Origin of the sequence: Bordetella genomosp. 8 (assembly GCF_002119685.1) — a bacterium.
Lineage (GTDB): Bacteria > Pseudomonadota > Gammaproteobacteria > Burkholderiales > Burkholderiaceae_B > Bordetella_C.
This window is the reverse complement of the sequence record NZ_CP021108.1, coordinates 2,558,552-2,577,551: the sequence shown is the minus strand read 5'-3', so window position 1 is coordinate 2,577,551 and position 19,000 is coordinate 2,558,552. Positions and strand designations below refer to the sequence as shown.

Annotated in this window: 12 protein-coding genes; 7 read left to right on the top strand and 5 right to left on the bottom strand. The window is 66.1% G+C overall.

Going from position 1 to position 19,000, the window contains the following annotated elements; all coding sequences use genetic code 11:
• Nucleotides 1-6: 6 nt before the first annotated feature.
• The 3 genes from lpdA to aceE are packed head-to-tail and all read right to left on the bottom strand — an operon-like array spanning nt 7 to nt 6,282.
• Nucleotides 7-1,869, bottom strand: a complete 1,863-nt coding sequence (gene lpdA, locus CAL12_RS11750) for a dihydrolipoyl dehydrogenase (protein ID WP_086064600.1) — start codon at nt 1,867-1,869, stop codon at nt 7-9.
• A gap of 12 nt (nt 1,870-1,881) precedes the next feature.
• Nucleotides 1,882-3,561 (bottom strand): dihydrolipoyllysine-residue acetyltransferase, encoded by a 1,680-nt coding sequence (gene aceF / locus CAL12_RS11745; RefSeq protein ID WP_086064599.1) that lies wholly within the window; start codon nt 3,559-3,561, stop codon nt 1,882-1,884.
• Nucleotides 3,562-3,573: 12 nt separating this feature from the next.
• Nucleotides 3,574-6,282 carry a pyruvate dehydrogenase (acetyl-transferring), homodimeric type gene (gene aceE / locus CAL12_RS11740; RefSeq protein ID WP_086064598.1) on the bottom strand — a complete coding sequence of 903 codons (2,709 nt, stop codon included), beginning with the start codon at nt 6,280-6,282 and terminating at the stop codon, nt 3,574-3,576.
• 259 nt (nt 6,283-6,541) lie between these two features.
• Between aceE and CAL12_RS11735 the strand changes: the two genes are divergently transcribed.
• The 6 genes from CAL12_RS11735 (at nt 6,542) to CAL12_RS11710 (ending at nt 12,891) form a co-directional block, all read left to right on the top strand.
• The gene (locus tag CAL12_RS11735) at nt 6,542-8,296 is read left to right on the top strand and encodes a PAS domain-containing sensor histidine kinase (RefSeq protein ID WP_086064597.1); all 1,755 of its coding nucleotides are present in this window, start codon (nt 6,542-6,544) and stop codon (nt 8,294-8,296) included.
• Nucleotides 8,293-8,919, top strand: coding sequence for a response regulator transcription factor (locus CAL12_RS11730; RefSeq protein WP_066348896.1), 627 nt, complete (start codon nt 8,293-8,295; stop codon nt 8,917-8,919). Before CAL12_RS11735 ends, CAL12_RS11730 begins: the two co-directional genes overlap by 4 nt.
• Nucleotides 8,916-9,764: a bifunctional methylenetetrahydrofolate dehydrogenase/methenyltetrahydrofolate cyclohydrolase FolD gene (gene folD, locus CAL12_RS11725; protein WP_086064596.1), complete on the top strand. Its 849-nt coding sequence runs from the start codon at nt 8,916-8,918 to the stop codon at nt 9,762-9,764. The genes CAL12_RS11730 and folD overlap by 4 nt, the downstream gene beginning before the upstream one ends.
• A 79-nt stretch (nt 9,765-9,843) precedes the next feature.
• Nucleotides 9,844-11,907, top strand: a complete 2,064-nt coding sequence (locus CAL12_RS11720; RefSeq protein WP_086064595.1) for a M3 family metallopeptidase — start codon at nt 9,844-9,846, stop codon at nt 11,905-11,907.
• A 43-nt stretch (nt 11,908-11,950) separates the two neighbouring features.
• Nucleotides 11,951-12,526, top strand: a complete 576-nt coding sequence (locus CAL12_RS11715; RefSeq protein ID WP_232464867.1) for an SCO family protein — start codon at nt 11,951-11,953, stop codon at nt 12,524-12,526.
• 113 nt (nt 12,527-12,639) lie between these two features.
• Nucleotides 12,640-12,891, top strand: a complete 252-nt coding sequence (locus tag CAL12_RS11710) for a GlsB/YeaQ/YmgE family stress response membrane protein (RefSeq protein ID WP_086064593.1) — start codon at nt 12,640-12,642, stop codon at nt 12,889-12,891.
• Between the two features lie 149 nt (nt 12,892-13,040).
• Here CAL12_RS11710 and CAL12_RS11705 read toward each other — a convergent pair whose 3' ends face one another.
• Nucleotides 13,041-14,135, bottom strand: a complete 1,095-nt coding sequence (locus tag CAL12_RS11705) for a hypothetical protein (protein ID WP_086064592.1) — start codon at nt 14,133-14,135, stop codon at nt 13,041-13,043.
• Nucleotides 14,136-14,434: 299 nt separating this feature from the next.
• Between CAL12_RS11705 and CAL12_RS11700 the strand changes: the two genes are divergently transcribed.
• Nucleotides 14,435-17,464 (top strand): hypothetical protein, encoded by a 3,030-nt coding sequence (locus tag CAL12_RS11700; RefSeq protein ID WP_086064591.1) that lies wholly within the window; start codon nt 14,435-14,437, stop codon nt 17,462-17,464.
• 75 nt (nt 17,465-17,539) lie between these two features.
• Here CAL12_RS11700 and CAL12_RS11695 read toward each other — a convergent pair whose 3' ends face one another.
• Nucleotides 17,540-18,958, bottom strand: coding sequence for a dihydrolipoyl dehydrogenase (locus CAL12_RS11695; RefSeq protein ID WP_086064590.1), 1,419 nt, complete (start codon nt 18,956-18,958; stop codon nt 17,540-17,542).
• Nucleotides 18,959-19,000 lie beyond the last annotated feature (42 nt).

The window sequence follows — 19,000 nt, the reverse complement described above, 5'->3', positions numbered from 1 at the left end:
TCCGCCTTACTTCTTGCGCGTCGGCGGCAGGTCCGTGCAGACCCCTTCCGCCACTTCCGCCGCCATCCCCACCGACTCACCCAGCGTGGGATGCGGGTGGATGGTCTTGGCGATGTCGACGACGTCCGCGCCCATCTCCACGGCCAGGGCCAGTTCGCTGATCAGGTCACCCGCGTGGGTGCCGACGATGCCGCCACCCAGGATGCGGTGGTTCTCGGCGTCGAAGATCAGCTTGGTGAAGCCTTCGTCGCGGCCATTGGCGATGGCGCGGCCGGAGGCGGCCCAGGGGAACACGCCCTTCTCGATCTTGATGCCCTGCTTCTTGGCTTCGTCTTCCGTCAGCCCGACCCAGGCGACTTCCGGATCCGTGTAGGCCACGGCCGGGATCACCCGCGCGTCGAAGAAGGACTTCTCGCCCGACGCTGCTTCCGCCGCCACGTGGCCTTCATGCACGGCCTTGTGCGCCAGCATCGGATTGCCGACGATGTCGCCGATGGCGTAGATGTGCGGCACGTTGGTCCGCATCTGCTTGTCCACCGGGATGTAGCCGCGGTCGGTGACCGCGATACCGGCCCTGTCGGCGCCGATCTTCTTGCCGTTGGGCGAACGGCCCACCGCCTGCAGCACCAGGTCGTAGCGCTGCGGTTCCTTGGGCGCGCCTTCGCCTTCGAAGGTGACGTAAATGCCGTCCTTGCGGGCTTCGGCGGCCACGGTCTTCGTCTTGAGCATGATGTTGTCGAAGCGCGGCGCGTTCATCTTCTGCCACACCTTGACCATGTCGCGGTCGGCGCCCTGCATCAGGCCGTCCAGCATTTCGACCACGTCCAGGCGCGCGCCCAGCGTGGAGTACACCGTGCCCATTTCCAGGCCGATGATCCCGCCGCCGACGATCAGCATCTTCTTGGGGATGCTGCGCAACAGCAGCGCGCCGGTGGAATCCACCACGCGCTCGTCATCGGGCATGAAGGGCAGGCGCACCGCCTGGCTGCCGGCCGCGATGATCGCGTTCTTGAAGCGCACCGTCTGCGTCTTGCCGTCGGCGCCCTTGACCGTCATGTGGTTGGGATCGGCGAACTCGCCCACGCCCGTCACCACCGTGACCTTGCGCATCTTGGCCATGCCGGCCAGTCCGCCGGTCAGCTTGCCGACCACGCTGTCCTTGAAGCTGCGCAGCTTGTCCAGGTCGATCTTGGGCTCGCCGAAGGTGATGCCGTGGTCGGCCAGCGCCTTGGCTTCCTCCATGACCGCCGCGACGTGCAGCAAGGCCTTGGACGGGATGCAGCCGACGTTCAGGCAGACGCCGCCCAGGGTCGAGTAGCGCTCGACCAGCACGGTTTTCATGCCCAGGTCGGCGGCGCGGAAGGCGGCGGAATAGCCGCCAGGTCCCGCGCCCAGGACCAGCATGTCGCATTCGATATCGACATTGCCGGAGTAGCTTGCCGCAGCCGGAGCAGCGGCGGCGCCCGCCGCGGGCGGAGGCGGCGGCGACTTGTCGGCGGCGGGCGAGCCGATGGCCTGCGAGCCGGCCGCGCTGCCTGATTGAACGGGCGCGCTCTTCTGTCCGTCCGAAGACGAACCAGCGCCCTTGCCCGCTTCCGCTGACGCTTCGGGCTGCGCGGCGCCGCCCGCGGCGGGCTCCACTTCCAGTATGGCCGTGCCCATGGACACCTTGTCGCCAACCTTGACCTTCACCGACTTGACCACGCCGCCTTCCGACGCCGGGATCTCCATGGAAGCCTTGTCCGACTCCACCGTGATCAGGCTCTGTTCGGCCTTGATCGTGTCGCCAGCGGCCACCAGCACTTCGATGACTTCCACTTCCTTGAAGTCGCCGATGTCGGGTACCTTGATTTCCACCGTATTGCTCATATCGATCCCCGATTACAGCGCGATGCGGCGGAAGTCGGCCAGCAAGGCGGTCAGATAGGCATTGAAGCGGGCCGCGGCGGCGCCGTCGATGACGCGATGGTCATAGGACAGCGACAGCGGCAGCTTCAGGCGCGGCACGAACTGCTTGCCGTCCCATACCGGCTTGAATTCCGAGCGCGACACGCCCAGGATGGCCACTTCGGGGGCGTTGATGATGGGCGTGAAGTGCGTGCCGCCGATGCCGCCCAGCGACGAGATCGAGAAGCAGCCGCCCTGCATTTCCGCGGGCGACAGCTTGCCGTCGCGCGCCTTCTTGGCCATGTCCGAGCTTTCCTTGGCCAGGTCCAGGATGCCTTTCTTGTCGGCGTCGCGGATCACCGGCACCACGAGCCCGTTGGGCGTATCGGCGGCGAAACCGATGTGGTAGTACTGCTTCAGCACCAGGTTGTCGCCATCCAGCGAGGCATTGAACTCCGGGAATTTCTTCAGCGCCGCGACCACCGCCTTGATCAGGAAGGCGAGCATGGTGACCTTGATGCCGGACTTCTCGTTCTCCTTGTTCAGCGTGACGCGCAGCGCTTCCAGGTCGGTGATGTCCGCTTCGTCGTTGTTGGTGACGTGCGGGATCATGACCCAGTTGCGGTGCAGGTTCGCGCCGGAAATCTTCTTGATGCGCGACAAGGGCTTGGCTTCGATCGGACCGAACTTGCTGAAGTCCACCTGCGGCCAGGCCAGCACGTTCAAGCCGCCGACATTGCCGCCGGCAGCCGCGCCAGCCGCGGCGGGTGCGCCGCCGGCCAGGGCCTGCTTGACGAAGCCACGTACGTCGTCCTGCGTGATGCGGCCCTTCTGGCCACTGCCCTGCACGCGCGTCAGGTCCACGCCCAGTTCGCGCGCGAACTTGCGCACCGAAGGCGAGGCATGCGGCAGCTGGCCGGGCTTGAGTTCGGCTTCGGGCAGCGCCGCCGCCGGAGCGGCACGGCCGGCGGCAGGCGCCGACGACGCGGCGCCGGAAGGCGCGGCGGCGGGCGCGGACGCCTGCGCCGGCGCGGCGGCCGGAGCCTGGGCCGGAGCGGCGGCCTGTGCCGCGGGCGCTTCGCCGCCTTCCACCACCACCACCGGCGTGCCCTTGGAGACCTTGTCGCCGACCTTGACGCGTATTTCCTTGACCACGCCGCCCTGCGACGACGGAATTTCCATCGAGGCCTTGTCCGACTCCACCGTGATCAGGCTCTGTTCAGCCTTGATGGTGTCGCCGACCGCGACCATCACTTCGATAACCTCGACTTCCTTGAAATCGCCGATATCGGGCACTTCGATGACCTGCTGGCCACCGCCTTGCGCGGGCGCGGCGGCCTGCGCGGGCGCCTGAGCCTGCGGCGCGGCTTCCGGTTTGGCTTCCGCCTTCGCCTCGGCCTTGGCCGGCGCGGCCGCGGCGGCTTCGGACGCACCGCCCGCTTCCAGTTCCAGGACGACGGTACCCATTGCCACCTTGTCGCCGACCTTGACCTTCACCGACTTGACCACGCCGCCTTCGGACGCCGGGATCTCCATGGAAGCCTTGTCCGACTCCACCGTGATCAGGCTCTGTTCGGCCTTGATCGTGTCGCCGGCCGCCACCAGTACTTCGATGACTTCGACTTCCTTGAAGTCGCCGATGTCAGGTACCTTGATTTCCACCGTATTGCTCATGTCGTTCGGGCCTCAGGCGTATTGCGGGTTGGCTTTTTCGGGGTTGATGCCGTACTTCTTGATGGCCTCGGCCACCTTGGAAGCCGGAATGGCGCCTTCGTCCGCAAGCGCCTTCAAGGCAGCGACGGCCACGAAGTGGCGATCCACCTCGAAATGCTCGCGCAGCTTGTAGCGGAAATCGGAACGGCCGAATCCATCCGTGCCCAGCACGCGGTATTCGCGGCCCTTCGGGACGAACGGGCGGATCTGGTCGGCGTACAGCTTCATATAGTCGGTCGACGCGATGATCGGGCCTTCCGTCTTCGCCAGTTGCTCGGTGACATAGGCCACCTTCGGCTTCTTTTCCGCCGGATGCAGCATGTTGTGGCGATCGACGTCCTGGCCTTCGCGACGCAGCAGCGTGAAGCTGGTCACGCTCCAGATGTCGGCCGCAACACCCCAGTCCTTGTCCAGCAGGTCGGCGGCGGCCTCGACTTCGCGCAGGATGGTGCCGGAGCCCATCAGTTGCACACGCTGCTTGCCCTTGCCCACCGTCTTCAGCTTGTACATGCCGCGCACGATGCCTTCCTCGTCACCCGGCTTCAAGCCCGGGTGCGGGTAGTTCTCGTTCATCACGGTCAGGTAGTAATAGACGTTTTCCTGGTTCTCGACCATGCGGCGCAGGCCGTCCTGGATGATGACCGCCACTTCATGCGCGTACGTCGGGTCGTAGGGCAGGCAGTTCGGGATGGTGGCCGCCATCAGGTGGCTGTGGCCGTCCTCGTGCTGCAGGCCTTCGCCGTTCAGCGTGGTGCGGCCCGCGGTGCCGCCGATCAGGAAGCCGCGCGCCTGCATGTCGCCGGCCAGCCAGGCCAGGTCGCCGATGCGCTGGAAACCGAACATCGAGTAGTACACGTAGAACGGGATCATGACGCGGTTGTTCGTCGAGTACGACGTCGCCGCGGCGATCCAGGAGCTCATCGCGCCCGCTTCGTTGATGCCTTCCTGCAGCAGCTGGCCGTCGGCCGCTTCCTTGTAGTACATCACCTGGTCCTTATCGACCGGGATGTACTTCTGCCCTTCCGGCGCATAGATACCGATCTGGCGGAACAGGCCTTCCATGCCGAAGGTGCGCGATTCGTCGGCCAGGATGGGCACGACGCGCGGCGCCAGTTCCTTGTCGCGCAGGATCTGGTTCAGCGAACGCACGAAGGCCTGTGTGGTGGAGATCTCACGGCCTTCGCCAGTGGGCTCCAGCACCGGCTTGAAGGCTTCCAGCTTGGGCGCCTTCAGTTGCTCGTCGGCCTTGACCCGGCGCTTGGGCAGATAGCCGCCCAGCGCCTTGCGGCGTTCGTGCAGGTACTTCATTTCCGGCGAATCCTCGGCGGGCTTGAAGAACGGCAGTTCTTCCAGCTTGTCGTCGGGGATGGGAATGCCGAAGCGGTCGCGGAACTCGCGCACCGCCGCGACGTCCAGCTTCTTCTGCTGGTGGGTGGGGTTCTTGGCCTGGCCGACCTGGCCCATCCCGTAGCCCTTGATGGTCTTGGCCAGGATGACCGTGGGCTGGCCCTTGTGGTTGGAGGCCGACTCGAACGCCGCGTACACCTTGTGCGGATCATGGCCGCCACGATTCAGGCGCCACACGTCTTCGTCGCTCATGCGGGCGACCATCTCCAGCAGCTTGGGGTGCTTGCCGAAGAACTTCTCGCGCACGAACTTGCCGTCGTTGGCCTTGTAGGCCTGGTATTCGCCGTCGACGGTTTCTTCCATCACGCGGCGCAGGATGCCTTCCTTGTCATGCGCCAGCAGCGGATCCCAATAGCCGCCCCAGATCAGCTTGATGACGTTCCAGCCGCTGCCGCGGAAATCGCCTTCCAGTTCCTGGATGATCTTGCCGTTGCCGCGCACCGGACCGTCCAGGCGCTGCAGGTTGCAGTTGATGACGAAGATCAGGTTGTCCAGCTTTTCGCGGGCCGCCAGGGCGATCGCGCCCAGCGATTCCGGTTCGTCCATTTCACCGTCGCCGCAGAAGACCCAGACCTTGCGGTTGGCGGTGTTGGCCAGGCCGCGCGCGTGCAGGTACTTCAGGAAACGCGCCTGGTAGATGGCGGTGATGGGGCCCAGGCCCATCGACACCGTCGGGAACTGCCAGAATTCCGGCATCAGCTTGGGATGCGGATACGACGACAGGCCCTTGCCGTCCACTTCCTGGCGGAAATGGTTCAATTGTTCTTCGGTCAGCCGGCCTTCCAGGAAGGCGCGCGCGTACACGCCGGGCGACGAGTGGCCCTGGAAGTACACGAGGTCGCCACCGTGGTCTTCGCTTTCCGCATGCCAGAAGTGATTCTGGCCGGTGCCTATCATGGTGGCCAGCGAGGCGAACGACGCGATGTGGCCGCCCAGGTCGCCGCCGTCCGGGGGCGAGTGGCGGTTGGCCCGCACAACCATCGCCATGGCGTTCCAGCGCACGTAGGCGCGGATGCGCGATTCCAGCTCCAGGTTGCCCGGATGCGCGGGCTCCAGGCCCGGCGGTATCGTGTTCACATAAGCGGTGTTGGGCGAATACGGAATATGCGCACCCGAACGGCGAGCCTCGTCGATCAGGCGTTCCAGCAGGTAGTGGGCGCGTTCCGGACCTTCGCGGTCGAGCACCGCCGCCAGCGCTTCGAGCCACTCCTGGGTTTCCAGGGTGTCTTCGTCATTGGCAGCCGTTTGGGCGCCAGCCAGGGCGTTAGAGGACATCGTGTGTCTCCGAGCAGAGAGGGTTGTAGCCGTGCGCCTGTGCCGGCGCGAGGGGCACTGAAAACGCCCGCAGATAACCGGCCTGCCGCGCGTTTCCGCGCCAGACCGCTAGCCCAGGGCAACTTATGCGGCGCATTCTAGGAAACAAGATTACCGTGACGCAAGAGAAATTTCATGTTGCGGTACGGCATTTCATAATATGAAAATCTCGACTAGCGAAACAAGCGACTAAAATGTCTCAAGTTCCCGCGACATAGCCATGGCCAGCGTCCCCAAGTCGAATATACCCACGCCGTTTCACGACCATGCCCGATTGCGCAGGCGCGGCCTCTATTGGCTGACGCCCGTCGTCGTACTCATACTCTATATATGTGTGATGGGTGTGTTCTTCTGGCTGCAGCGCATCCATGACGACAGCGTCATGTTCGTGACCATAGACCAGGAGATGCGGCAGCAGCGCCTGCTGTGGATCGTGCTCGCGCTGTCCTGCGTGATCGTCATCAGCCTGCTCATGCTGTGGCGCTATACCCGCTTCCGCTCGCATGCGGAGGCCGCCCTGATCGCCGAGACCGGCTTCCGGCGGGCCATGGAAAACTCCATGTCCACCGGCATGCGCGTGCTCGACATGGAAGGCCGCATCTCCTACGTCAATCCGGCCTTCTGCCGGATGATAGGCTGGAACGAAGCCGACCTGATCGGCCGCAGCCCGCCCTTCCCTTATTGGGTCCCCGGGCGCCACGATCAGCACCAGCACACCCTGGACATCCTGCTGTCGGGCAAGACGCCCAGCAGCGGCCTGGAAGTGGAAGCCCAGCGGCGCGACGGCTCGCGCTTCACGGCGCGCATGTATGTGTCGCCACTGCTGGACCCCAACGGCAACCAGATCGGTTGGATGACGTCGATGACGGACATCACCGAGCCCAAGCGCATCCGCGAGGCCCTGACGGCGGCGCACGAGCGCTTCATGACGGTGCTGGAAGGCCTGGACGACGCGATCTCGGTCACGGCCGATACCCACGATGGCCTGGAGCTGCTGTTCGCCAATCGCACCTATCGGCGCGTGTTCGGCGCGCAGACCGGCGGCCATGACGAACTGCTGGCGGGCCGCCGTGGCCGCTTCACGGATGAGTCGGTGGAAGTCTTCGCGCCGTCGGTGCAGCGCTGGTTCGAAGTGCACCACCGCATGCTGGCCTGGACCGACGGCCGCCGCGTGCGCCTGCAGGTGGCGCGCGACATCACCGAACGCCGCCAGCACGAAGAAGCGTCGCGCGTCCAGCAGGAAAAGATCCAGCTCACCAGCCGCCTGACCACGATGGGTGAAATGGCTTCGTCGCTGGCGCACGAACTGAATCAGCCGCTGACCGCGATCACCAACTACAGCATGGGGGCGGTCGCCCTGGTCAAGGCGGGCCACACCAATCCGCGCATGCTGCTGCCGGCGCTGGAAAAGGCGGCCGCGCAGGCCGAGCGCGCCGGCAAGATCATCAGCCGCATCCGCGAGTTCGTGAAGCGCAGCGAACCGCGCCGCCAGCGCGTCGCCATCGCCGGGATTGTCGACAACGCCATCGGCTTCGCCGAAATCGACGCCCGCAAGCGGCGCATCCGCATCGAACGTTTCGTGCCGTCGAACGCGCCGGACGTGCTGGCCGATCCGATCCTGATCGAACAGGTGCTGCTGAATCTCCTGAAGAACGGCCTGGAAGCCATGGAGAACAGCGATTCCGATGAACTGAAGGTCGCCGTCATCCTGCACGAACAGCACATCGAAGTCGCCGTGGTGGACCGCGGCCATGGGTTGGCCGATCCGGAAAGGCTGTTCGAACCGTTTTTCAGCACCAAGGCCCAGGGCCTGGGCATGGGACTGAATATCTGCCGTACCATTATCGAGTCGCACCACGGCCGCCTCTGGGCGGATCCCAATCCCGCGGGCGGCACGATCTTCCGCTTCACCCTGCCCTGCGCGGCGCCGCAAGCGCAGTCGCAGAATGACCAGTCCGAGGAGCTTCACGCATGAACACCCCCAATCCGTCCAGCACGGTATTCATCGTCGACGACGACGAAGCGGTACGCGATTCGCTGCGCTGGCTGCTGGAAGCCAACGGCTATCGTGTGCGCGCGTACAGCAGCGCGGAAAGCTTCCTGGAAGACTACGACCCCAACCAGGTGGGCGTGCTGATCGCGGATGTCCGCATGCCGGGCATGAGCGGCCTGGAACTGCAGGAACAGCTGATCGCCCGCAAGGCGCCGCTGCCCATCGTGTTCATCACCGGCCACGGCGACGTGCCCATGGCGGTGACGACCATGAAGAAAGGCGCGATCGACTTCCTGGAAAAGCCCTTCAACGAATCGGACCTGCGCGAAATCGTCGCGCGCATGCTGGAACAGGCCACGCAGCGCGTGTCCAAGTTCCAGGCGCAGCGCGATCACGAAGCCATGCTGGCCCGCCTGACGGCGCGCGAGCAGCAGGTGCTGGAACGGATCGTGGCGGGCCGCCTGAACAAGCAGATCGCCGACGACCTCGGAATCAGCATCAAGACCGTGGAGGCGCATCGCGCCAACATCATGGAAAAACTGGAAGTCACCACCGTGGCCGACCTGATGAAGGTGGCCCTGGCCAAACCCGAGGCGCACGCATGACGGCAAGGATCATCGACGGTTCGGCGCTTTCCCAGCGCATACGCGACGAAGTCGCGCATCGCGTCACCGAACTGGCGAAACAGGGAGTCCAACCCGGCCTGGCCGTGGTGCTGGTCGGCGAAAATCCGGCTTCGCAGGTTTACGTGCGCAATAAAGTGCTGGCCTGCGAGAAAGCCGGCCTGCACTCGGTGAAAGAACAGTATCCGGCGACCATGAGCGAAGCCGAACTGCTGCAGCGGATCGCCGTGCTGAATGGCGATCCGACGATACACGGCATCCTGGTGCAACTGCCACTGCCGCCGCACATGGATGCGCACAAGGTGATCGAAGCGATCGCCCCGGAAAAGGACGTGGACGGTTTCCACATCAGCAACGCGGGCCTGCTGATGACGGGCCAGCCGCTGTTCCGCCCGTGTACACCCTACGGCGTGATGAAAATGCTGGAGAGCGAAGGCGTGGCGCTGCGCGGCGCCGAAGCCGTCATCGTGGGCGCCAGCAATATCGTCGGCAAGCCGATGGCCATGCTTCTGCTGGCCGCGGGTGCCACCGTGACGCTGTGCAACTCCAAGACGCGGGACCTGGCGGCGCACACGCGGCGCGCGGATGTTCTGGTCGTCGCCACCGGCAAGGCCGGCATCGTCAAGGGTGACATGATCAAGCCCGGCGCCGTGGTCATCGACGTCGGCATCAACCGCGGCGAAGACGGCAAGCTGCGCGGTGACGTGGAATTCGATAGCGCGGTGCAGGTCGCCGGCGCGATCACGCCCGTGCCGGGTGGCGTCGGTCCCATGACCATCGCGATGCTGCTGGTCAATACCGTCGAAGCGGCGGAAAGGCTAGGCTAGGCTAGGGCAAGGCCTTGCAACCTGGGCGGTTCGTCTCCATCTAAACTGCATCGTTGTTTATCCTGGATCGAGCCCGTCTATGAGCGCCAACCCGCTACTCGCCCCTGTCGAAGACCTGGTGGACTATGCCGCCGTCAAGCCCGAGCATATCGTGCCGGCGGTGGATACCTTGCTGGCCGCCGCGCGGCAAGCGGTGGACCAGGCCGCGGACCCCGCCCTGCCCGCGACGTGGGAAGCCATACTGGAGCCGCTGGATTCGACTTCCGAGCGGCTGTGGCGCGCCTGGTCGGTAGCCGGGCACCTGAACGCGGTCGTCAATACGCCTGAACTGCGCGAGGCGTACAACGCCGCGCTGCCCAAGGTCACCGAGTTCTCCACCTGGGTAGGCCTGCACGAAGGCCTGTACAAGCAGTACCAGCGGCTGCTCGCCGCCCCGGGTTTCGCGTCATGGAGCCCGGTGCGCCAGCGCGTCATCGACCTGGCCTTGCGCGATTTCCGGCTCAGCGGCGTCGAACTGCAGGGCGCGGACCGCGAGCGCTACGCCGAAATCTCGGACCGCGAAGCCCAGACGTCGCAGAAGTTCTCCGAAAATGTGCTGGACGCCATCGACGCCTGGTCGCTGCTGGTCGACGACGAAGCCCGCCTGGACGGCGTGCCCGCCGACGTCAAACAGGCCGCTCGGCAAGCCGCTGAGGCCGATGGCAAGACGGGCTGGAAGCTGACGCTGAAAATGCCCTGCTACCTGCCCATCATGCAATATGCCCGCGACCGATCCCTGCGCGAAACGCTATACCGCGCCTATGGAACGGTGGCGTCGGAACACGGCGAAGGCAAGTTCGACAACTCGCCGCTGATCGAAGAACTCCTCTCCCTGCGGGCGGAAGAGTCGCGCCTGCTGGGCTTCCGCAACTTCGCCGAGCTGCGCCTGCAGACCCGCATGGCGCGCGATGCCGAACAGGTGATCGGCTTCCTGCGCGACCTCGCCGGCCGCGCACGGCCCTACGCGGAACGCGACCTGGCCCAGTTGCGCGAATACGCGCGCCAGGAACTGGGCATGGATGAGCTGCAGCCCTGGGACGTGCCCTACGCTTCCGAACGCCTGCGCGAATCGCGCTATGCCTATTCGGAAGACAACATCAAGCAATACTTCACCGAACCGCGTGTACTGGCTGGGCTGTTCGAGGTCATCGAGACCCTGTTCACGGTGCGCCTGAAGGAATTCCCGGTATCCGCCTGGCATTCCGACGTGCGTGGCGTGCGCGTTGAGCGCGCGGACGGCGAACTGGTCGGCTATCTCTACCTGGACCTGTACGCGCGCGCCGGCAAGCAAGGCGGCGCCTGGGTGGATAGCGAGCGCAGCCGCCGCCTGGCTTCGGGCACCCTGCATACGCCGGTGGTCTACCTGACCTGCAATTTCTCGCGGCCGAATGGTGGCAAGGCGGCGCTGCTGACACACGATGACGTCATCACGCTGTTCCACGAAACCGGCCATGCCCTGCACGCCCTGCTGTCCGAAGTGGACGAACCGGGCGCCGCCGCCTTCGCCGCGGTGGAATGGGACGCCATCGAACTGCCGTCGCAGTTCATGGAGAACTTCTGCTGGGAGTGGCCGGTGGTGCAGCGCCTGTCGGCCCACGTGGACAGCGGCGAGCCGCTGCCACGCGCGCTTTTCGACAAGCTGCTGGCCGCGCGCAATTTCCAGAGCGGCATGCAAACCGTCCGGCAAATCGAATTCGCGCTGTTCGACATGCTGCTGCACGACCGGCCGGAAGGCGCCGACATCCAGTCCGTGCTGGACCTGCTCAACCAGGTCCGCGGCGAAGTCGCGGTGCTGACGCCACCAGCCTGGCATCGCATGCCGCACAGTTTTTCGCACCTGTTCGCAGGCGGCTACGGCGCGGGCTACTACAGCTACAAATGGGCCGAAGTGCTGTCGGCGGATGCCTACGAAGCCTTCGAGGAAGCCGCCCGCGGCGCCCCGCACGGGACGCTGGACGCCGCCACCGGCGCGCGGTTCCGGCGCGAGATCCTGGCCGTGGGCGGCGCCCGCCCGGCCGCCGAATCGTTCAAGGCCTTCCGTGGCCGCGAGCCCCGCATCGACGCCTTGCTGCGCCACAGCGGCATGATCGCCCAACAGGACTAAACCCATGCCAGCGGCCGCCGCCCGTATCCTGCTCGCCTTCGCCATGCTGGTGGGCGCGGCCGTTCCCGCCGCGGCCCACGCCGCCGCCCCACCGCCCATCTACGATATCCATGGCCACCTGCCCGACCTGAAGTTCGTCTTGTCCGGCGCGCAGGGGCGTACCGTCAGCCAGGACGACGTGAAAGGCAAGACGGTCCTGCTGTTCTTCGGCTATGCCAGCTGCCCCGACGTCTGCCCGACCACCATGGCGCAGTTGGCGGACGTGATGGGCCGGCTCGGCAAGGACGCGGATGCCGTACGCATCCTGTTCGTCAGCGTCGATCCGCATCGCGACACCCCGGACGGATTGCAAGCTTATGTGAACGCTTTCAACAACAATGCCATCGGGCTGACCGGCACGGAGCGGCAGATCGCGGACGTGGCGCGCCGCTATCGCGTCTCGTACCAGATCGACAAGCCCAAGCCTGGCGCCGACCCGGAGACCTACAACGTCACGCACAGCCGCGGCGTTTATGTGTTCGATGGCACCGGAGCAGCCAGGCTCCTGGTGTCGGACAGCAGCTCCAGCGACCAGATGGTTGATGCACTGCGGAAGCTGATCGACGACGCGCGGCGTTAAAACAACAGGGCAATTTGTTGTTACATGACATCGACGGATCCGCCCTGCGGCCGCCGCTATCATGCCCGTGTTGCGGTTTCCCTTAGACGCGTATCACAACGGAAGGAGCACGTATGGACATCATTATCATGATCATCGTGGGTTTCATCGTCGGCCTGATCGCGCGTGCGCTCATGCCTGGCGACCAATCCATGGGCATCATCCTGACGACCATCCTGGGTATCGTCGGCGCCGTCGTGGCGGGCTTCCTGGGACGGACGCTGGGTTGGTATGCCGCTGGAGAGCCGGCGGGATGGATCGCTTCCGTCGTCGGCGCGATCATCGTGTTGTTCGTGGTGGGCATGTTCACCCGTCGCCGAGCGTAGCGCGCCCAGCCAGTCTCGCCGTGAAAAAAGTCCGCGCTCAGGCGGACAAGCGGCGAACCAGACACCCCCAGGGGAATCGCCCCTTGGGGGTGTTTTTTTGGGCGTGTGCCATCGCGCCCTGCTGCGTCCTGTCGCGGCCTTCGGCGCCCCTATCGCGAGCGATCGACCGCGGCCACAGGCTGGCGGAAGGCCTCGTCCACCGTCTCTTCCGGGGTCTCCATGTTGGGGCCTCGCACGACCGGCTCGAACAGCCGGTTGAACACCAGGGACTTGTATAGCGCCTTCTGGTCATCCAGGCTGAGGATCCTGTTGTTGCCGTCCGGATAGCGCAGGCGGTAGCGTGCCGGCGTGTCGAAGCTGAACATATCGCCATCCGCGGGCGCGCCGAACATGCGGGCACGCAAGCCTTGCACTTCGATGATGGTGCCGCGCTCATCGTAGGGACGCGGCGCCGTCGTCTCACCGGTCAGCTGGTTTTCGACGATATAGGACATCGCCGACCTGTTGTCGCTGGCGCTCCGGCTTGCGATGAATCTGACCTTGTAGGGGCCCGCCGCCTGGACGTCGGTCCTGTCGCCATACACGGCGGCACAGCCCTTGTTTCCGCCATACGCCCACGCGCCTTCGTACATGGCCGACAGGTCCATATAAGGCTCGCCGGCCCGGTATGCCGCGTCGATGCCGCTGGGATCGAACTGTCGCTCGATCCAGCTTTCGGCCCACGCGCGATCGCGCGGACGACCCGCGTCCGCTTCGCGCGCCATGACCTGTTCGATCATGGCTTCATGATTGCCGGAGTCTTTCAGGCGCTGGATGCCGGCCGACTTCAGTTCATCGAACAAGCCGGTCCGCTTGGCGTCGGCGACGATGAAGTCGAACGCGGCTTGGCGCCCTGCCACCGGCTGAGTGGCGCCCGGCGTCGTGCCCGAGCCGCGGTCGTCCAGCACGCGTCGGATGGATTCGGCCAGTTCGGCGGAAGCTCGCTTCAGCAGCTTCACATTGTTCTGCAACCCGATGGTGTCGTGCAGATGCGCGAGCACGCGCGTGTTCAATTCCCGCTGCGTGGCGGCGGACTGTGCGTCCGCCAGCGTGCACCCCGCGCGCTCCGGCTGCGTCGACCCAGTGGCGTATGAAGCGAAGCTTTCGGCCGCCGCGCCTTGTCCGAAGGGCGAAGCAGGCGGGCTCGCGTTCACGACGGGGAAAAGGGCCGGGGCCGGGGCCGAATGAATTGCGGCAACAGACATGGGTGTGCTCCTGAACACGCATCAACAGCGATGCGCGGGTAGGTTGGAAACCAGCGTCGCGCCGTTCGCGGCGAAGGGTCCGATTTCCCTCGCGTCTTGATGTCCACATGCATGCGGGCAGGCGGCGGCACGCCATCGCGCCCGGCCAGGCGCAAAATCGCCCGTCAATCCTGTTGGCCGGCAAAGGAATCAACGGACGGGGAATCGCACGCATGCGCGTTGGAGACGGCGGCGTCCCACTGCAGCTGGCGATCCCCGGATTTTCGTCCGCTCGTCCCTCAATTCCCTGGAAGCTTTCGATGCCTGAGAACACCATCTTCAATATTCCCCTGACCGCAAGCTACGCGATTCCGCCCGAGGCTACCGACGGCGAACATGCGCCGGCCGCTTTCAGGGCGGAAGCCGGATCCCACACCCGCGCTTCCCGCAGCCGGGCGCCCGGCTACGCGTCCACGGCATCCATCTTCCTGCCGGCGTCACGCCCACAGCCGCGGCTGACGCTGGCGTTGAACGCCCCGGCCCTGTTGCGGCACGCGCCCGCACGGCCCGGCGGTATCAAGCTGTCCGTCGTCGCGGCCTTCATGCGACCATGCTCGCCCAGCGACAGCAGCGCTGCCAGCCCAGACGCCCATCAACCCAGGCGCAACCATTCCGTCGCCAGCCAGGACAGCGGCTACAGTGCCACATCCAGCGGCTATCACAGCGGCTACCACAGCGGTGATAACGGCAGCGACAACGTCTCCGACCATGCCTTCGGCAACGTCTCCCATGACGTCTCCCATAACGTCTTCGATAACGTCTCCGATAACGTCTTCGACAGGGCCAGCCCCGTTCCAACCCCACCGGCATCCACCCCCGGCTTGCCGGCGGCAGCGCGCTTCCGCACCAGCACCGCGGCCATACGCGGCGCGGTCGATGCCTTGATCGAGGATTGCGTCGATGCGCGGGATGCCGGCTCGATGCAGGACGACACGCTGTCATATCGGGACGCGGCCGCAAAGGCAGTCGCCGACGCCGCCGAGCTGTACGCGCTAGGCCGCGGGGTGCACGCCGCCATGCTGGCCGACGACAAGGACTGGCCGCGCAATGCGAGCCCGGCCATCGCCAGCGCGGCGACGCGGCTGGCGCGTGGCGCCGCACCCACCGATATCGACATGGCCTTCGTGCAACTCGCCCTGGCCTTTCATACGGACAACGCGACCATCGCGCAATTCCCCGCCCTGGACAGGGCGGGACGGCTGCGTGCCTTGGATCACGACGCGCGGCAACGGTTGGACGCCGCCCTGGATGCCGACCCGGCGCTGCAGGCCGCGCCGCGAGTCCGCCGGATTGCCCGGCGCATCGTCGACGTCATGGCGGAAATCGCCCATGAAGCCTACCCCCGTCGTGCCATGTCCGCCTTGCTGATGGCAAGCGAACGCCACGACATCGGCGGCATGCATGGGGCGATCGAGCATCTATATGGCATGTACCGGTCTTCCGCCCCGGATGACGCGTCCGACCTCGATCGCCACGTATTGCTCGTCAGGCTATTGCCGCCAGCCGTCCGCCAGCAGTTCATGGACACCTTCATGCCAATGGACAGGGACGCGGCGCGCGGCACGCCTACCCGCGGCATCCATGCCTATCTCGAATCCAGTCGTGCGAACACCCTTCCCGGCGGCTATATGAGCGAAGGACTGCGCTATGACCAACGGCGCCTGATCACCGACCTGTTCACCACAGCGGCCATCCTGCGCGGCGACGACGCCAACGTCATGCCCTATCGCACCACTTCATCGTCGTCCGCCATGGACGCGGCGCCGGAAGCCGCGCCTGCCGATACGCCGCCACCCCTCGCACCCGCGACCCGGGTGCCGCGCCGCGATACCGTCGCCGGCCGCATCAGGCGCGCGCTGCGCACGGCGGTCCGCCCATCGTCGCTGGAACGCGCGCAAAGGGCCATCGCTCGCACGATGAAGGCCCCGACCGGGAACCGGCTCGGCGCACAGGACGCACCGCAAGCCTACGCCGATGCCGCGCAAGCCTATGTCCGCACGTTGCGGCCCGCCGATCTGCGCGCGCTGCACCGCATGACCCAGGTTCCGGATGTCGTGAAGATCGACGACGCCGATGCACGCCGGCTGCGGGCCATCGACGCCGCCGTGACGCGTGAATTCGCGTTGCGCAATGACTACATGCCTGCCGTCAAGGACGTCCTGGTGGCCTTGCGCGACGGTGCGAGCCCACGCGTCCTGGCCGACGCGCTCGATAGCCTCACATACGAAATGCAATCCGCCGGCAGTGTCGGCGTAGCCTTCGCCTTCTGCGAACTCGCCGTCCATCGGCTGGACCTGCCGCGGCAGGATGTGCAAGCGGCCCTGGCACGCATCCACGACCGCGCCGCCCTGGACGAACGCGAGCGCGACATGATCCCGCTGTTCCGTGGGCATGCCCAGCGCCGGAACGAAGCGTTGAGGCTGATGCCCGCGCTGCGCGGGCTGGCCGCCATTGTGCGCAAGGCGGCGCCACCGGAACACGGCACGGGTGCGCGCGCCATGCCGCCACGCGGGGCGGCCAACGACCCCGCGCCCGAGATCGCGGCGGTACGCACGCTGGATGCGCTGCGCGATATGCCGGCCGTGCAGCAGCCGCTGGCCGGCACGATCGCCCGGGATATCTGGCGCCGCGCGCGCACGATATCCGGCCGCACGTGGTGGCCGGCATCGGCGTCCCGATCCGCGCGGCTGGCGCGGGCTCACCGGCAGGTCGCCGTATCCCTGAAACAGCAGGCAGCGGCGTCCCGGCCACTGACCCGCTCGCAATGGAAGCTGCTGGAATCGGCGATCAAGGACATCGCGCGCCTGCAAGCGGCTCCAGCGCGCTATGAAGACGTGGTGGAAGCCTGCGTGCGCACGCTATCGCCCGCGGAATGCGTCAGCCTGAATCATGTGGTGGACAGCTACCAATGGCTGCTCGAACCTGCTGGCGCACCGGCCGCGGACATGGTCGAACAACTGCGGCATCTGCGGGCGATGGAAACCGTACTGGGCCGGGAGCCCGCGATCAGGCATGCGACGCGAGCCGTCGGCAAGGTCATGGAGACCTTGGCCGGCAACCGGCGCCGGGAAGCCGAACTGCCGGCGGCAATTGCCGCGTTGGCGGCGTGCCTGGATACGTACGCGCCCGATGCGGGCACCGCCAGCATGCTGTGCGCGAAAGCGCTCGACCGCCTGGCGCCGCCGGCGCGGCAAGCCAGGCACCTGCTGTCGGCGCTGGACGACACCGCCCGCGCGGTGCCCGCCTTGCAGGCCCTGTCCCGCGCGCTGGAAACGCGCGCCGCGCGATAAACGCAAAACCCCCGAAGGCTGGATCGAGGTCCAACTTTCGGGGGTCAGCTCACAGGCGGGGCCTTTGTATATCGCTTACGCCGCGTTGGCCAACTTCAGGCCATGCTCCCGCACCTGCGCGTCGGCGTCGCGCAAAGCCGTGCGCAAGCCCTCTTCCACCACCGGATGGTAGAAAGGCATCTCCAGCATGCGGCCCACCGTCATACCCTGCTGCAAGGACCAGGCGAGCAGATGCGCCAGATGCTCGACGCTGGGGCCCGCCATTTCGGCGCCCAGGAAGCGACCCGTGGCCCGATCGGCATAGACGTGCAGGCGGCCCTTGTTCTTCAGCATGACGCGTGAGCGCCCCTGGTTGCCGAAGTCCACTTCACCGGTCACGTAAGTGCCTTCCGGCAGGCGGTTGTAGGGCGTGCCCACCACCGCAAGCTGCGGATCGGAGAACACCACCGCCATCGGCGCGCGGCGGGTTCCCGCCTTGACGTTGGGGAAATGCGCCGCGTTTTCTCCCGCGATGCGCCCTTCGTCCGCGGCTTCGTGCAGCAAGGGCAGATCGCCATTCGCGTCACCCGCGATGAAGATCGGCGCATCGCCCGCCTGCAAGGTGTAGCGGTCGTACTCCGGCACGCCGGACGGATTCAGCTTCAGGCTGGTGTTCTGCAGCGCCAGGCCGCCCAGGTGCGCACGGCGGCCGGTCGCCACCAGCGCGTAGTCGAAATGCTCCACCCGTTCCGTGTTGTCCAGCGCGACGTAGCGCACACGTACGCGGTCGCCGTCACGCGTGGTTTCCAGCACGCGCGCATCCGGATCCAGGTAGAACTCTTCCTGGAAGGCCTTTTTGGCGCTTTGCCGCACCGCCGGATCGGTGATGCCGCCCACGCTGCCGCTGACACCGAACACCCTTACGCGCACGCCCAGCCGCGCCAGTGACTGGCCCAGCTCCAGGCCTATCACGCCGGGGCCGAAGACGGCGACGCTGGAAGGGAGGTCGTCCCAATAGAACACGTCGTCATTGACGACCAGACGGTCGCCCAGCGCCTGGAACGGCGGCGGCACCGCCGGCGTGGAGCCGGTGGCGATCACCACGGTGCGCGCATGGATTTCCGTATGGTCGTCGACGCGCAGCACCGTGTCGGACACGAACCGCGCAAAGCCGCGCAGCTTGTCCTGGGCGGGGATGCTCTCCACGCCTTCCACGACGAACCCGACGAAACGGTCACGCTCGCGCTTGACGCGGTCCATGACCTCGCGCCCATCCACACGCACCTTGCCGTCGACGTGGATGCCGAAGGGCGCACCGTGTCCGGCGGCATGCGCGGCCTCGGCGGCGGCGATCAGCAGCTTGGACGGCATGCAGCCAACGCGGGCGCAAGTCGTTCCGTACTGCCCGCCTTCGATGATCAGCGCGCGCTTGCCCGCGGCAACCGCCGCACGATAGGCGCCCAGGCCGGCCGTGCCGGCGCCGATCACGGCCACATCGGTTTGCAAGGTTTTCATGTGTAATCCTTATGATGCTCGGATATGAATGGCGAGGTCATG

Excerpts from the sequence above, each read along its gene's own strand:
- CAL12_RS11700 (WP_086064591.1), top strand. The coding sequence starts at position 14,435 with ATGCCTGAGAACACCATCTTCAATATTCCCCTGACCGCAAGCTACGCG.
- CAL12_RS11715 (WP_232464867.1), top strand. The coding sequence starts at position 11,951 with ATGCTGGTGGGCGCGGCCGTTCCCGCCGCGGCCCACGCCGCCGCCCCA.
- CAL12_RS11695 (WP_086064590.1), bottom strand. The coding sequence starts at position 18,958 with ATGAAAACCTTGCAAACCGATGTGGCCGTGATCGGCGCCGGCACGGCC.
- CAL12_RS11720 (WP_086064595.1), top strand. The coding sequence starts at position 9,844 with ATGAGCGCCAACCCGCTACTCGCCCCTGTCGAAGACCTGGTGGACTAT.
- aceE (WP_086064598.1), bottom strand. The coding sequence starts at position 6,282 with ATGTCCTCTAACGCCCTGGCTGGCGCCCAAACGGCTGCCAATGACGAA.
- lpdA (WP_086064600.1), bottom strand. The coding sequence starts at position 1,869 with ATGAGCAATACGGTGGAAATCAAGGTACCCGACATCGGCGACTTCAAG.
- aceF (WP_086064599.1), bottom strand. The coding sequence starts at position 3,561 with ATGAGCAATACGGTGGAAATCAAGGTACCTGACATCGGCGACTTCAAG.
- CAL12_RS11735 (WP_086064597.1), top strand. The coding sequence starts at position 6,542 with ATGGCCAGCGTCCCCAAGTCGAATATACCCACGCCGTTTCACGACCAT.
- folD (WP_086064596.1), top strand. The coding sequence starts at position 8,916 with ATGACGGCAAGGATCATCGACGGTTCGGCGCTTTCCCAGCGCATACGC.
- CAL12_RS11710 (WP_086064593.1), top strand. The coding sequence starts at position 12,640 with ATGGACATCATTATCATGATCATCGTGGGTTTCATCGTCGGCCTGATC.
- CAL12_RS11705 (WP_086064592.1), bottom strand. The coding sequence starts at position 14,135 with ATGTCTGTTGCCGCAATTCATTCGGCCCCGGCCCCGGCCCTTTTCCCC.
- CAL12_RS11730 (WP_066348896.1), top strand. The coding sequence starts at position 8,293 with ATGAACACCCCCAATCCGTCCAGCACGGTATTCATCGTCGACGACGAC.